The organism is Cylindrospermopsis sp. CR12 (assembly GCF_001432185.1).
Taxonomy (GTDB): domain Bacteria; phylum Cyanobacteriota; class Cyanobacteriia; order Cyanobacteriales; family Nostocaceae; genus Raphidiopsis; species Raphidiopsis raciborskii.
The window spans coordinates 74787-89515 of the sequence record NZ_LMVE01000107.1 but is presented as its reverse complement, the minus strand read 5'-3'; the positions used below and the strand labels follow the sequence as shown (position 1 = coordinate 89515).

The window sequence follows — 14729 nt, the reverse complement described above, 5'->3', positions numbered from 1 at the left end:
GGAAATTCTTCCTCATATTGACACCTCCCCTAGGATGTACAATTATGGCTTTATGAACGCCAATTAGCTCTTTCATCTCCCAGAGTTGTCAGATTAATCTCTGACAGCACTTAAAAAACCTTGATGCTAATATGAAGCATTTAGACATTAAATATCCTAATTCAAAGAATAAGAATGCAAAATAGTGACCTAGATATCTCATTATCTGGATATGACTATGAACTACCTCCAGAATTAATTGCCCAGAACCCCGTGGTTCCCAGAGACAGTTCTCGCTTAATGGTGATTAATTCCCCCAATACGGGAACCTCCACACCTCCTCTAGACCACATTTTTAGAGATCTACCAGAATTATTAAAACCTGGGGATTTATTAGTGATGAATAATACACGAGTTATCCCCGCTCGACTATATGGTCGCAAGTCTACAGGAGCAAGGGTGGAAGTGTTACTTTTGGAAGAAAAACAACATAATTGTTGGTTGGCATTGGTTAAACCAGGTAAATATTTTAACGTCGGAACTGAAATTATTTTTGATGATCAGGGATTATCCTCTGCGGATAAATTAATACCCCAATTCACTGCTAGGGTGATTGAACGGGATGAGAATACGGGCGGTAGATTGTTGCAATTTGATTTGCCTATAAATGTTTCTTTGCTCCATTTATTACACAAATTGGGGGAGGTTCCTTTACCACCTTATATTAATAATTCTCATGCGCTGGAGGAGCAATATCAAACTGTATATGCTAAATACGACGGTGCTGTGGCAGCTCCCACAGCAGGACTTCACTTTACACCAGAACTATTGGTCAAATTGCGGGAGCGCGGTATTGAACAGGAGTTTCTCACTTTACATGTTGGTGTCGGCACATTTCGACCAGTGGAAGTGGAAGATGTTACTACCCACCAAATGCATGAAGAATGGATAGAAGTTAGTGGGGATTTGGTAGAGAAGATTTACTCTACCAAAAATGCTGGAGGGCGAATTATTGCGGTTGGTACTACGGTAGTTCGCGCTTTAGAAGGTTCTGCCCAAACTGGTTCTTTACAACCATATACAGGCAAAGTTAATCTTTTTATTTATCCAGGCTATCAGTGGCGTGTCGTGGAAGGTCTTATTACTAACTTTCATCTACCTCGTTCTAGTTTGCTTATGTTAGTTAGTTCCCTAATTGGTCGAGAAAGATTATTAGGTATTTATAAACAGGCGATCGCATCTAGATATCGTTTCTATTCTTTTGGTGATGCTATGTTGATTTTACCGGAAGCAAGAATTTGTTGCAGTTAAATTGGTAGGCGATTAATATCCTTATTACAGCCAATTACTACCATCGCTGAACCACGTTCCAGTCGTTTACTGGGGTCAGGATTAATCTTAAACTTACCATCCTGACTAACTGCTAGTAAATTTAGACCATAACGATTTCGCAGCTGGATTTCGGCCACGGTTTTACCATGAAATTCATCGGGGACAATCAACTCTACAATACTATTATCTGGATCTAGATCAAACCGGTCTAAAATTGATGGTTTAGTTAGAGTGCGCGCCAAAGCACAACCCGCTTCGTATTCGGGAAATACTACATGGTCTGCACCTACTCTTTTTAAGAGCTTACAATGTACCTCACTGGAAGCTTTAGCAACCACATGGGGTACACCACCTTCCTTAACATTAAGAGTGGTAATAATACTTTCCTGAACATAGTTGCCAATAGCGACAATAACGGTATCAAACTCAAAAATGCCCGCTTCTTTAAGTGCTGCTGATTCGGTGGAGTCTAACTGCACTGCATGAGCGACAATTGACTCATTTAATGCTTCAGATACCCTTTTTTCATCCACATCTGTAGCTAATACCTGATAACCCAAACCATGTAATGTGGAGCAAACAGAACGACCAAAACGACCTAATCCAATTACTGCAAATTGGTGATTGTCTTGTTTTAAACTGCGAAAAAACTTCAATGATGAAATGTCCATAAACTAACCTACAAGCAAATTTCCTTCTGGGTAGTGAACTCTACTGGGACGAGGATCTCCTAATATTGCTGACATTGACAATAAAACACCGACCCTTCCTATATACATTGTGACAATTATAACTATTTTAGCAGCAGTAGAAATACTACCAGTTATCCCTGTGGATAGTCCCACTGTACCAAAAGCTGAGACTACCTCAAAAAGAATTTGAATGAACTCTAGTTTTGGGTCAGTTAAACTAATTAAAACTGTTGCTGATAAGACGGTTGCCAAAGAGCCGAAAACCACACCTATGGCTTTCAAAATAAGAGTTATGGCTATTTTGCGCTCATAGAGCCAAACTTCTTCTTTACCCTGAAGTATTGCTTTTGTGCAGCTGGTTAATACCCTCAAGGTTGTTGTTTTTATCCCACCACCCGTACCACCTGGACTAGCACCAATGAACATTAAAGCAATGGTAATAAATAGACCTGCATCACTCATCTTACCAATGTCAATGGTGTTGAAACCTGCTGTTCTTGGAGTAACAGACTGAAACCAAGCTAATAATAGTTGGTCGGAAAATCCAAATTTGCCAAAGGTTTCAGGATTTCTAATTTCTATGAGAAAGAAAGCTACTGTCCCTACCACTAATAATATTAAAGTAGTGCTAACTGCTACTTTAAAGTCAAGGGAGAATACCATAAATGTCGTTTTTCTTTTTAGGCGATCGCGTAACCAAAGATACATATCCAAAATGACTTGATAACCAATTCCGCCAAAGATGATTAACCCAGTGACTGTAAAAACCACGAGTAGGGATGTTTGATAACCTATCAAATTATCTTTAAAGAGACTAAATCCCGCATTATTAAAGGAATTGATGCTGTGAAATATTGCTAACCACATTCCATGACTCCAACCATGGTCAGGGACAAAAGCGGGGAGTAAGAGGAAAATTCCCGTAATCTCAAAAATTATAGTTGTAGCAATAATGGAGCGAATAATTTGGCTACTACCACTCATACCTGGACGGTCTAGAGCTTGTTGAATAGCTACCTTTTGCCTTAAATCAAATCTTTTGCCAATTAGTAAAATCAGGAAGGTGGTAGTTGTCATATATCCCAAACCACCGATTTGTACTAGCAGTAAAATCAGTAGTTGACCCCAAAAGGAAAAATAAGTACCCGGATCAACCACTGACAGTCCGGTCACACAGACTGCGGAAGTTGAGGTAAAAAGTGCTACTATCGGGTCGTTCCATGTGCCATTGCTAGTGGAAAAAGGCATCATCAACAGAATGGTTCCACATAAGATAACCGCCATAAATCCCAAGCATATCGTCCGAGCAACAGTCATAACCAAGTTGAGTTAAGAGTTTTTTCAGGATTTTTTTATTGAGCAAAATTGCTTTATATTTAAGTTAAACAGATATGTACCACCTCTAAAATATATTTTCTAGAGTTTTGATTTTTAGTAATTTTTACCTTTAAGAACATGAGTACAAAAATTTATCAGCAAATCCAAGAATTTTATGATGCTTCCTCTGGTTTATGGGAACAAATTTGGGGTGAACACATGCATCATGGCTATTATGGTGCGGATGGAAGAGAAAGAAAGGAACGTAGGCAAGCACAAATTGATTTAATTGAAGCAGTGCTAAATTGGTCAGGAGTAAAACATGCAGATGATATCTTGGATGTGGGTTGTGGAATAGGTGGTAGTTCCCTATACTTGGCGCAAAAATTTCATGCCATGTCCACAGGAATTACCCTCAGCCCAATTCAATCCGCTAGAGCCAAAGAAAGGGCACTGGAAGCCAATTTGCAATCAAGGAGTAGTTTTTTAGTGGCCAATGCTCAAGAAATGCCTTTTGGTGATAATTCCTTTGATCTGGTGTGGTCACTAGAAAGTGGTGAACACATGCCAGATAAAACCAAATTTCTGCAAGAGTGTTATCGGGTGTTAAAACCAGGTGGTACTTTAATCATGGTAACATGGTGTCATCGTCCCACGGATGTTTTACCACTGACTGAGGATGAACAAAAGCACCTACAAGATATTTACCGGGCTTATTGTCTACCCTATGTGATTTCCCTACCAGAATACTATGCGATCGCCAGTCAATTAGGACTAAAAAACATTAAGACTGCTGATTGGTCAACTGGGGTTGCACCATTTTGGAATGTGGTAATTGATTCTGCTTTTACCCCCCAAGCATTCCTGGGGTTATTGTTTTCTGGTTGGACTACAATTCAAGCGGCGCTCTCTCTTAGTTTAATGCGCCGTGGATATGAAAGGGGTTTAATTAAATTTGGTTTGTTATGTGGAATTAAATAGCCAGTTAACTAAATTAACCATATACAATTTACAGATAAACATAAGCAACTTATAAATAGCCCATGAATCAGTTTACTCCTTCTAATTGGCTCCACAGCTTGTGGAAGTTTTCCAGGCCTCATACCATTATAGGCACAACTCTAAGTGTACTAGGTTTATACTTGCTGACTCTTGGTGTGACCAACTCTAATTTTTCTATAGCAAACTTGGGTCAAATTTTAATCACCTGGTTAGCTTGTATATCCGGAAATATTTATATTGTAGGTTTAAACCAACTAATAGACGTAGATATTGATAAAATCAACAAGCCCCATTTACCCGTAGCTGCAGGAGAATTCTCCGAAGAGCAGGGAAAGTCCATTGTGATTACTACGGGTATTTTAGCTCTAGCTCTAGCTTGGATTAGTGGACCATTTTTATTGGTTACGGTAGTAACTAGCCTAGTAATTGGAACCGCCTATTCCTTACCACCATTAAGGTTGAAGCAATTTCCATTTTGGGCAGCCTTATGTATTTTTTCCGTCCGGGGAACTATTATCAACTTAGGACTGTTTGAGCATTTTAGTTGGCTATTACAAAGGAGCCAGGGCATACCCTTTGCCGTCTGGACTTTAACATTATTTATCCTGGTTTTTACCATGGCGATCGCCATATTTAAAGACATACCTGATTTGGAGGGGGACTTGCGTTATAACATTAATACCTTCACCATCAAATTAGGGAAAAAAGCTGTATTTGATATTGCCCTTTGGTTACTAACATTTTGTTATATAGGAATAATTATTGTTGGTATGTTCCAGTTAGCAGAAATTAACCCCACATTTCTAGTTATCAGTCACACCATACCCCTAATATTCCTATGGTCAAAAAGCCAGAAAGTGAACTTGGAGAGCAAAAAAGAAATTGCCAAATTTTATCAATTAATTTGGAAAATGTTTTTCCTTGAATATCTAATCTTTCCCATTAGTGCCCTTTTAAATTAATCCGATAGAAAATGTCCAGAAATAAAGTTTATATTGTAGGAGCAGGACCAGGGGATATAGAATATCTAACAGTAAAAGCCTATAGATTACTGGGGATTGCTCAAGTTTTAATATATGATGCACTAGTAGACGAAGAATTATTAAATTCTGTCCCCAGTAACTGTTTAAAACTAGATGTAGGTAAAAGGGGAGGGGGTATAAGCACCTCCCAAGGAGAAATTAATAACCTGTTAGTGAAATATTATCGAGAAGGTAAACAAGTAGTCAGACTAAAAGCAGGAGATCCATTTATTTTTGGTAGATGTATGGCGGAAATTACCGCTTTAAAATCAGCAGGTTGTGAATTTGAAATCATCCCGGGAATTTCCTCAGCTCTAGCGGGGCCATTATTAGCTGGAATACCACTGACAGACACGGTTTTAAGTCAGTGTTTTGCCGTAGCTACAGCACATGATCCTGATATTTTAGACTGGGAAGCTCTATCAAGATTACAAACCCTAGTAATTTTGATGGGAGGAAAAAACCTAGAGATAATAGTCCACCAACTACTCACACATGGAAAATCCAAATCCACTCCCATAGTAATTATTCGCTGGACTGGAACTGCCAAGCAAAAAATTTGCATAGGTGAACTAGGTAATATAGTGGGAAAAACCAGAGACACATCACTTTCTCCCGCTGTAATCGTGATTGGAGAAGTTGTGGGACTGAGAAAATTTCTGGAAAAAGTATAGAATAGATTAATTATTGCTTCCCCTCCTTGAATCGTGTCAATTAACATCTCCATCACACCCCTAAGCGGTAAAACCATCCTCGTCACCCGCGCAGTAGGACAATCCAGCGAATTGAGTCAAGGACTAACCAGTTTAGGAGCAAGAGTAATTGAACTACCAGCACTAGAAATTGGTCCTCCTTCCAGTTGGATGTTCTTAGATCAGAGCATATTAGAATTATCCACTTTTGATTGGTTAGTTTTTACCTCCACTAACGGGGTCGAATACTTTTTTGAGAGAATGGCATTGCAAAATAAAAATCAGCAAGCCTTAATTAAACAAGCAATAAATAGAATTAAAATTGCTGTTGTCGGTGAAAAAACGGCTCAAAGTCTGAAAACGCACCACCTTGAACCAGATTTCATACCCCCTGACTTCATAGCTGACTCCCTGGTGAACAACTTTCCCGAAAACCTAGCAGGTAAAAAGATCCTATTTCCCCGGGTTGAAAGTGGAGGGAGAGAGATTTTGGTCAAAGAACTAACACAAAAAGGTGCCCAAGTGGTGGAAGTTCCCGCTTATGAATCTCTTTGTCCCCAGAGCATACCTACCACAGCACAGCAGGTCCTGATTAATCAGTCAGTAGATGTAATTACCTTTGCTAGCTCCAAGACCGTCAAGTTTTTCTGTGTATTATTAGAAAATAATTTACCTCAAGAGATAGAACACTACTTAAAGAAAACTGCGATCGCCTCTATTGGTCCACAGACATCCAAAACTTGTATAGACTTACTAGGTCGGGTAGACATTACTACCCAACAATATACCATTGATGGACTAATCAAGGCAATTGTTGAATGGTCATTAAGAAGGTAAATTTTGTAACCTATTTTGGAGGAAATGACCCCATTGAGCTGCCAAGGGGATCTCGGTAAAAGGTATGTTTAGAGATGGAGCAAAAGCAGCACCTGGGTAAAATATGAACTCCAGTTCTATTAAACGACCCTTCTGGGGCGGTTGGTCCAACCTGACCGATTGACCATCTATCAGAAGGCGGATTTCTTGAACATCCACCAGAGAAAAGGTCTGCACTTGAACAATGGCTTGGGGGTTGGGTTTTCCCCAGGTAATGTAGTTGTCTTTTTGACCAATTACCCCATAAATATCATACTTAGAGCGTTGAAAACTTTCAGCCCAGACACGATAGGTTTCAACCTTTTGATATTCCCTTGCACCTTGCCAAGCCAACCAAAAAAAAACCCCCAGTAAAGGTAACCAAAAAAGACCACGTTCCATAGTTTACAGATATATTGAACTATTTGGAGCTAATATGAATAAAATACATCATAGCGCCAGAACGCTTAGTAAAGGTTGATGTCCAAAAATGAGAATTAGGCAATATTGAATTTGTTTCAATTTGTGATCAGAGCAATCATTCTGGGAGGGGATTTGAGGTAAAAATAGATAAAGAAAGACAAAAGGCAGTTATCATGGGACTAAAAAATCCAAGAAAAAACCCCCAGAGGTTTTAGCCGACTAGGGGGGATTAGTTATCAGGGTGCATCTACCACCTTAGTATCCCGTAGCAGGGGAAGGCAATCCGGATGAATTTTGAGCTTGTTTAATTTTAATTTATAGTTTATGGGCAATAAAAAACCCCCAGAGGCTTAAGGCCTCCGGAGGAGATTAATTATCAGGGTGCATCTACCATTTAAGTCTTCCTCGGCAATATGCCATATTCCGGAGAAAAAGATTGGGAATGAGAGATTTTCTTAATTGGCCAGCTGAAGCAGTTTCTAACTGATTAGGCCCAAGAAAAAACCCCTAGAGGCCTGCAGCCAGCTAGGGGAGTTGAAGATCAAGGTGCATCTACCAGTAAAGTGTTCCAGTGTGAATTAGTTAAATCCGGATAAAGTTCTAAACCATCCAGGAAAAAATGATGGTCAAATGGGAACATTTTAAAAAAAAATACTTCTAAAGTGTTAGCAGAATATTAATATAGTACAAAGGGAAACTAGGGACTTTTTATTTTTAGGTAAGAAGCAAGTTTTAGGAAGCAAACAGGAGAGGTTGTGACCCAGGAATTTCACATTTCCGTAACCCCAGTAGGGCAAAGTGACTACTTGGTGCGGACGGAACAAGTCGCACTTGGGGTGCCCTTGGCAGAAGAACTGGTGACTTGGCCTGTAGCTGAATGGTTAGCAGCTGCGGGACATTTAATGAATGACCCTTTAAAATCAGTGCTACAGGGGGAAAGCTTGACCCAGTCCGCTGGGGGCACTCCCAGAAACCCTGTAAACTTGGTGGCACTGGGTCAAAAATTATACAATGCACTGTTTCAAGGTACCCTCAGAGATAGTTGGATTACAGCTCAGGGCGTTGCCCAAAATCAACACCAGTTGTTGCGATTGCGCTTAGGAATAAAAGACGACAAATTGGCACGATTACCCTGGGAAGTTATGTATGCGGGAGATCGTCCTGTAGCAACCGGTCCCTATATTGCTTTCTCTCGCTATCAGAATGGTGTTCTTTCTGTGTCAAGTCCCATACGCTTACCTCCACGTCAAGAAGAAAATCTCATCAAAGTGTTAATGGTAATTTCTTGTCCTGTGGATCAGGCTAGACTTGAATTACTTAAACAAGAAGCATTGCATTTAAAATCGGAGCTAGATCGTAATAATTGGGTTCGGGAGGAAACTAGTAGGAACTTGCCAGAAATTGAACTAACGGTTTTAGAGCAACCGGGTAGAGAAGAGTTAACTCGGTCCCTAGAACAGGGAAGATACCATGTTCTCCATTACTCAGGCCATAGTAATTTAGGGTCTCGGGGCGGGGAGATCTATCTAGTGAGTCGTCGAACAGGACTGACGGAATCACTAACTGGTGATGATTTAGCAGGGTTGCTGGTCAATAATAATATTCAGATGGCGGTGTTTAACTCCTGTTTGGGAGCTTACAGAGCCAAATCCAATAGTGAAGGAGATACGGGGGAGTACAACTTAACCGAGAGCCTAGTTAAAAGAGGTATTAGTAGTGTTTTAGCTATGTCTGAACGCATCCCTGACGAAGTAGCTTTGACATTAACACAATTATTCTATCGTAATCTTCGTCAAGGCTACCCGCTAGATTTATGTGTAAGTCGAGTGCGTCAGGGGTTAATTTCCGCCTATGGTTCCCATCAGGTCTACTGGGCTTTGCCTACGTTGTATTTACACAAGGAATTTGAGGGTTTTCTCAGCCCTCAATTAGATGTTTCTGGCAGTTCGGAGGTTTTTGGAGATTATCAAGCATCTATAGGCGGATTTGAAGGTGAAGTATCTAATTTAGACTGGTTAGAGGATAATAACTGGGATTTAGATGAAGTGATCCATGACGATGATGAGCAAGATGCGGCTATTGTAGCGGACTTGTTTCGCAAAATTAATAATAAACCGGTTGCTAGTGAACAAATGTCCGTCACCCAATCAGAAATACCAATCAAGGCACAGGAAAGCACCAGAGGGGAAAGGGAATTAGGTGTTGGTAGTGATTCAAGTACACCTAAATCATCGAGCCAAGAGTCTGTGAGAAGGTTTTCCCCACTACCGCCCCTAACTAAAGTTACCGTTCGCCGTAGACACCAAGGGACTATTTTGGTGGTCAGTGGCCTAGCCATGATTATTGCCCTAATCTGGTGGTGGAATCGTCGTCCTTTGGTAGCCAATATCACTAATATCCCTTTGAGTTCCCCTCGGGAAATAACAGAGGTAATTAACCTAAAAACAGCTAAAACCGAAATTGTTTCTGGCCAAGCAATAACCGAGTTGAGTCAGGGCAATTTAGATAGCGGTCTCCTTGCTGTAGAAGAGTTACTAAACAGAGGTGCCTTTAAATTGGCAGATACTGCTCTTTCCTCAGTTCCTTCCAAACACTGGAAAAACCCTGCTCTTAATTTTCTGCGCGGAAGATTGGCTTGGCAGTCCGCTCAAATCCAAGATAAGAAATACAGTATTGATGATGCCCGGCGTTACTGGGATGTTGCAGTGAAGAATCAACCTAGTTCTGTTATGTATAATAATGCCCTAGGATTTGCTTATTATGCTGAGGGAAAGTTGAATCGTGCTAATGACATCTGGTTTAGGGCACTCAATCTTTCCTTAAAATCTAATAGTGATGGGTTAATCACTGTAGGATCTGTAGGTTCTGCTGATGAAAAGGTCTCCCTAGATTCCTTAACTGCTTATGGGGGATTGGCTTTGGGTTTATACAAGTCCGCAAATGGTCAATCTCCTAATAGAAGGCAAAGATATATTGACGAAGCAGTAAAACTGCGTCAAATGATAATTCAGAAGGAACCTGGGCAATTTACAGTGGCGAGGTTGGGTCAGAATTGGTTGTGGACAGAACAAGCCATTTCCGATTGGCAGTCCCTCCTGCAAGAAAATCCAAAAAGGTGACATAAAATACATAAGATGGATTTCTCACCAGTGTTAAATGAATTAGGTTAACAATACCGACAAAAAATCTGGTTAGATATATAAACATCTGAGAATTCAGGAACTGAAAAAATGAAAAAAGTAGAAGCCATAATTCGTCCATTTAAGTTGGACGATGTAAAAATTGCTCTCGTGAATGCGGGAATTGTTGGTATGACGGTTTCGGAAGTTCGCGGTTTTGGTAGACAAAAGGGCCAAACGGAACGCTACCGTGGTTCCGAATATACCGTGGAGTTTTTACAAAAACTCAAATTAGAAATTGTCGTTGAGGATAGCCAAGTGGATATGGTGGTAGATAAAATTATTTCCGCTTCCCGCACGGGAGAAATTGGCGACGGCAAGATTTTCATTAGTCCCGTTGATAGTGTTATCCGCATTCGTACCGGTGAAAAGAATGGTGAAGCTGTCTAGATTTTATCCGAGCAATTATTGACCACTAATTCTAATTAGGGTTAGAGAACTTTGTATTTGCTCCTATAACTCACAGGAAGCGTTGTTGAAGGTCTTAATTCAGCAGCGCTAGTTTATGTAGCCAAGGCTATAAGTCCTCTAACCTGATTCTAGGATCAGCCGCTTTTAACATTAGGTCAGCAATTAAATTCCCAAAAATTAATAATACGGCACTCATCACTAAACTAGCCATTACTAAGTATTGATCTTTTGCCAAAACAGCTTGTAAAGTCAACTTGCCTAAACCAGGCCAGTTAAAAAAGTTTTCTGTAATAAAAGCACCGCTTAGTAGACTGGCTAGTTCGAATCCCAGCAAAGTGATTAAAGGATTAATAGCATTTCTCAAAGCATGAACATAAATAACTCGGTTTTCTGGCAGTCCTTTTGCGCGAGCAGTTTGAATGTAGTCTTGGCGTAGAGTATCTAGCAGTTGACCACGCATAATCCTTTGTAAGCCGGCAAAACTGGTAATACTTAATGCAATTAAAGGTAATAAGATATGCCAACTAATATCTAATATTTTGCCAAACCATGTCAATTCAGAATGGTTAAGACTAGTAATATTACCTACTGGAAATAAGGGGGTAGTAATTTGAGCTACAAACAGCAGAAACAAAGCTGTAATAAAACTGGGAAACCCTTGACCAGCATAACTCAATACTTGAAGAACCTTATCCGTGGACCGATTTTGTTGAACAGCGGCAATAATACCCAGAGGAATAGCTACCGCCCAGGTAACAATTAAGGATGCAACTGCCAACAACAAGGTATTTGGTATCCTTTCCCAGATTAGGGAAGCTACAGGACGCTGGTAAACAAAACTGGTGCCAAAATCACCTCTAGTGATGATTTGCCTGATCCATAGTAAAAACTGTTCCCACCAGGTTCTATCCAATCCAAATTGCCGCCTAATTTCCTCAATCCTCTCCGGGGAAATCTTGGGGTTTTGCCTAAGTGTATCTATATAGTCACCTGGAGAAAACTTCATGACGAAAAACGACAGTGCTGAGGCCAGAAAAACAGTTAATAAAGCCTGTAATAACCGCTTGATAACATAAATACATGTTTCGTCAGTAACCAGTTTAATTAACCAATCTCGACTCCTAACCCAGGGAATTATGATCTTTGTTTTAATATCTGTCATGGGCAATCTTGAGTTTTCATAACCTACTAATATTCTACCAGAGATATAATGGGCACATCAGGCAAATGTTTACGTCCTTGCAAATCTTTAAGTTCAACGATAAAACCAAACCCCACTAACTCACAACCGATTTTTTCTAGCAATTTGGCTGTAGCACTAGCAGTACCACCAGTAGCAATCAAATCATCTACAATCAGAACCCTACTACCAGGAGTCAAAGCATCCTGATGTACTTCTAGACTATCTGTACCATATTCTAACTGATAATCAATTCTGTGAACTGGTGCTGGTAACTTTCCCTTTTTCCGCACAGGGACAAAACCAGATGCTAGCTTATAAGCTAGAGGTGCACCGAAAATAAAACCTCTTGACTCCATACCCACAACATAATCTACCTGCATTTCCAAGGTTCCACATTTTTCTGCCAAAATATCAATGGTGTAGCGCAAACCTTGAGGATCACCCAGTAAAGTAGTAATGTCCCTAAATAAAATTCCAGGCTTAGGAAAATCAGGTATGTCACGAATGAGAGATTTTAAGTTCATACTAGTTTGGCGTTCATTGTTAATACAAAATATGGTAGAATGATGGAAACTAAAATGCAATCCAAGATTACAAACTTGCCATACTAAATTTCTTACTCGTATATTACAGGATATCTTAGAGCATGAACTCCTATGCAAGCACAACTACATTTGAGCCTCCCACTGATAGTTCTACCCCAATGATTTTGGAAACACTACCAGATCCGGCGATCGGAACTAGGGCCTGTCCCCGGAGAACTGCCATAGACATTGACCTAATCTTACTAGCAATTGAGTCCATCGAATTAGGTGGATCAGAAGCCATACTCACCTTTGCCCAGGAACTGGAACTAAATCAGGTGATCAGGAATCGGGTTAATTTATGGCGAATGCGTGCTGCCAACCCACTGCGCAAGGCCCATACCCGTCGTCCCCTAACTACTATGGAGGCCAAGTGTTTAGTTATTATCACCTGTTGTATAGCTAAAAGATTGACAGTGGTGATTCGTCAGCTACTAATGATATATCAACAACTATCAGAAAAACAAATTCCTCTGTCCCATAATTTGCGTCTGGCTAATTATCTGGAAAGATTTAGAACCCATTTTAAAAGTCGGATGAATCCTAGACGTTCTCTCCTACTTACACCTAATTCTAATTCTGATGAAAAGTTGGATCAACTTGCCATAGATTTATTAGCCAAACTACTATTCTGCACTGGTACAGCTGGTATGCAGCGCTTTTGGATTTCTCTTTTTGACGGCGAGGTAGAATGAACATTCAACGTAAATATAGTTTACCTAACTGCACAATCCTTTTAGAAGGATTTAGCACTGCTCCTTCCACAACATTTTCTCAGGCTCGACCTGAGATGTCCATACTCATTAATGCTGAATGCTACTTGTCAGGCTACAATCAACCTATAAGTGGGGGCAGAGAATTTTTCGAGAGTTTGGTCAGGGCGGTAAGTGGCTATGCACAGGAGTTTTTAAGTAATGTACCCAATCCCCAGGCCCACAGCAAGGGGTCAGAGTTAGTCGAAGTGGAAAGAATTAATAATGACAGACACCAACTAATTATATATTCAGATTCTACGGATACCCGAGATAACCCCCTGAGAATAGACATGAATACGGTTGGGCTATTTGATTTAGTGGAGGCGGTTGACCAATTTTTTGCTGATAGCCAAACATTGCCAGAACTGATCTTGGAATTACAACCCGTTAGCAGAAGTTATGGTATGTCTGGTCAGGTGGCATTGAGACAAGCAGTACCAGCTACTGTAGGAGTATCAAGTTTAGCTATAGCAGCCTTGGCCCTGGGCATAATTCCACCACCTCAGTGGAATCCAACTACACAAAATACACAAACTAGCTCGGGAGTGCCAGAATCATCACCTGCTTCCACAACATCACCCACACCTGATTCCACACTAGCATCTGATATTCAAGATTTAGAAGCACTACTCAATACCGTACCGGAAATTACTGACCCCTCCCAGTTGAAGTCTTTAAACCGACAAGTGTATAACCAAATCAATTCAGAATGGCAAAGTCGGGGAAAAATAGGAGAAAATTTGATTTATCGTATAGGTGTGGCAGCAGATGGGCGCATTGTAGGATATAAGTCACTTAATCAAAGTTCTAATGATCAAATAGAGAAAACACCCCTACCCAGGTTGTTATACAATCCCGTCAGTGGTACTGGTAATAAAGAGCCCATAGCTCAATTTAGGGTCGTGTTTACAAATAAGGCCCAGTTACAAGTTAGTCCATGGATTGGGTATAGTCGTACCCCAGATGTTATAGGTGACAAAATTACTGATCCTACTTCCATAAGGGAGTTAAATCAAACCCTATATCAGACGATTCGCCAGAACTGGAGTATTAAACCTTCCTTTCCAAGAGAATTGAGATATCGAGTAGCTATCAACAAAAATGGTGTAATTGCCGATTACGAACCATTAAACCAAGTTGCCTTTGACTATTATACAGAAACTCCCCTACCAGAAATATTTAAAACCCTCTACGGTTCAAATTTAGCCGCACCTAAAAACCGGGAACCTCTGGCTCATTTTCGAGTGCTTTTCAAACCCAATGGTGTTCTAGAAGTTTCTCCGTGGGAAGGATATAGATAGGA

General features: G+C 40.3%; 14 protein-coding genes. 9 read left to right on the top strand and 5 right to left on the bottom strand.

The window, feature by feature from the left end:
* Positions 1–174: 174 nt before the first annotated feature.
* Entirely contained in the window at positions 175–1290 is a 1116-nt protein-coding gene (gene queA / locus ASL19_RS12970; RefSeq protein WP_057178662.1) for a tRNA preQ1(34) S-adenosylmethionine ribosyltransferase-isomerase QueA, read from the top strand.
* Here the strand turns inward: queA and ASL19_RS12965 are convergent.
* Together ASL19_RS12965 and ASL19_RS12960 are read right to left on the bottom strand one after the other, a co-directional pair.
* Positions 1287–1982 (bottom strand): TrkA family potassium uptake protein, encoded by a 696-nt coding sequence (locus tag ASL19_RS12965; RefSeq protein WP_006277370.1) that lies wholly within the window; start codon positions 1980–1982, stop codon positions 1287–1289. The genes queA and ASL19_RS12965 overlap by 4 nt on opposite strands.
* 3 nt (positions 1983–1985) lie before the next feature.
* Positions 1986–3320, bottom strand: a complete 1335-nt coding sequence (locus ASL19_RS12960; RefSeq protein ID WP_040009047.1) for a TrkH family potassium uptake protein — start codon at positions 3318–3320, stop codon at positions 1986–1988.
* Between the two features lie 138 nt (positions 3321–3458).
* Between ASL19_RS12960 and ASL19_RS12955 the strand changes: the two genes are divergently transcribed.
* From ASL19_RS12955 to ASL19_RS18675, 4 genes are all read left to right on the top strand, one after another.
* On the top strand, positions 3459–4301 hold the full coding sequence (locus tag ASL19_RS12955; RefSeq protein WP_057178661.1) for a methyltransferase domain-containing protein: 843 nt from the start codon (positions 3459–3461) through the stop codon (positions 4299–4301).
* Positions 4302–4363: 62 nt separating this feature from the next.
* The gene (locus tag ASL19_RS12950; RefSeq protein WP_057178660.1) at positions 4364–5284 is read left to right on the top strand and encodes a homogentisate phytyltransferase; all 921 of its coding nucleotides are present in this window, start codon (positions 4364–4366) and stop codon (positions 5282–5284) included.
* Positions 5285–5295: 11 nt separating this feature from the next.
* Positions 5296–6018 carry a uroporphyrinogen-III C-methyltransferase gene (gene cobA, locus ASL19_RS18680; protein WP_057178659.1) on the top strand — a complete coding sequence of 241 codons (723 nt, stop codon included), beginning with the start codon at positions 5296–5298 and terminating at the stop codon, positions 6016–6018.
* Positions 6019–6051: 33 nt separating this feature from the next.
* Complete coding sequence (locus ASL19_RS18675) at positions 6052–6873, top strand: uroporphyrinogen-III synthase (RefSeq protein WP_057178658.1); 822 nt, start codon at positions 6052–6054, stop codon at positions 6871–6873.
* On the opposite strand, the gene ASL19_RS12935 is transcribed toward ASL19_RS18675, so the two are convergent.
* A complete protein-coding gene (locus tag ASL19_RS12935; RefSeq protein ID WP_057178657.1) occupies positions 6862–7293 on the bottom strand; it encodes a hypothetical protein in 432 nt (143 codons plus the stop codon). The genes ASL19_RS18675 and ASL19_RS12935 overlap by 12 nt on opposite strands.
* Positions 7294–8069: 776 nt before the next feature.
* Here ASL19_RS12935 and ASL19_RS12930 point away from each other — a divergent pair.
* A complete protein-coding gene (locus ASL19_RS12930; RefSeq protein WP_057178656.1) occupies positions 8070–10433 on the top strand; it encodes a CHAT domain-containing protein in 2364 nt (787 codons plus the stop codon).
* 111 nt (positions 10434–10544) lie between these two features.
* Complete coding sequence (locus ASL19_RS12925) at positions 10545–10883, top strand: P-II family nitrogen regulator (RefSeq protein WP_057178655.1); 339 nt, start codon at positions 10545–10547, stop codon at positions 10881–10883.
* Positions 10884–11010: 127 nt separating this feature from the next.
* On the opposite strand, the gene ASL19_RS12920 is transcribed toward ASL19_RS12925, so the two are convergent.
* Entirely contained in the window at positions 11011–12066 is a 1056-nt protein-coding gene (locus ASL19_RS12920; protein WP_057178654.1) for an ABC transporter permease, read from the bottom strand.
* Positions 12067–12092: 26 nt separating this feature from the next.
* Positions 12093–12611, bottom strand: coding sequence for an adenine phosphoribosyltransferase (locus ASL19_RS12915; protein ID WP_006277357.1), 519 nt, complete (start codon positions 12609–12611; stop codon positions 12093–12095).
* Between the two features lie 122 nt (positions 12612–12733).
* Here ASL19_RS12915 and ASL19_RS12910 point away from each other — a divergent pair, with 122 nt between their 5' ends.
* Positions 12734–13366: a DUF3038 domain-containing protein gene (locus ASL19_RS12910; protein WP_057178653.1), complete on the top strand. Its 633-nt coding sequence runs from the start codon at positions 12734–12736 to the stop codon at positions 13364–13366.
* Positions 13363–14727 carry a DUF4335 domain-containing protein gene (locus ASL19_RS12905; RefSeq protein WP_057178652.1) on the top strand — a complete coding sequence of 455 codons (1365 nt, stop codon included), beginning with the start codon at positions 13363–13365 and terminating at the stop codon, positions 14725–14727. The genes ASL19_RS12910 and ASL19_RS12905 overlap by 4 nt, the downstream gene beginning before the upstream one ends.
* Positions 14728–14729 lie beyond the last annotated feature (2 nt).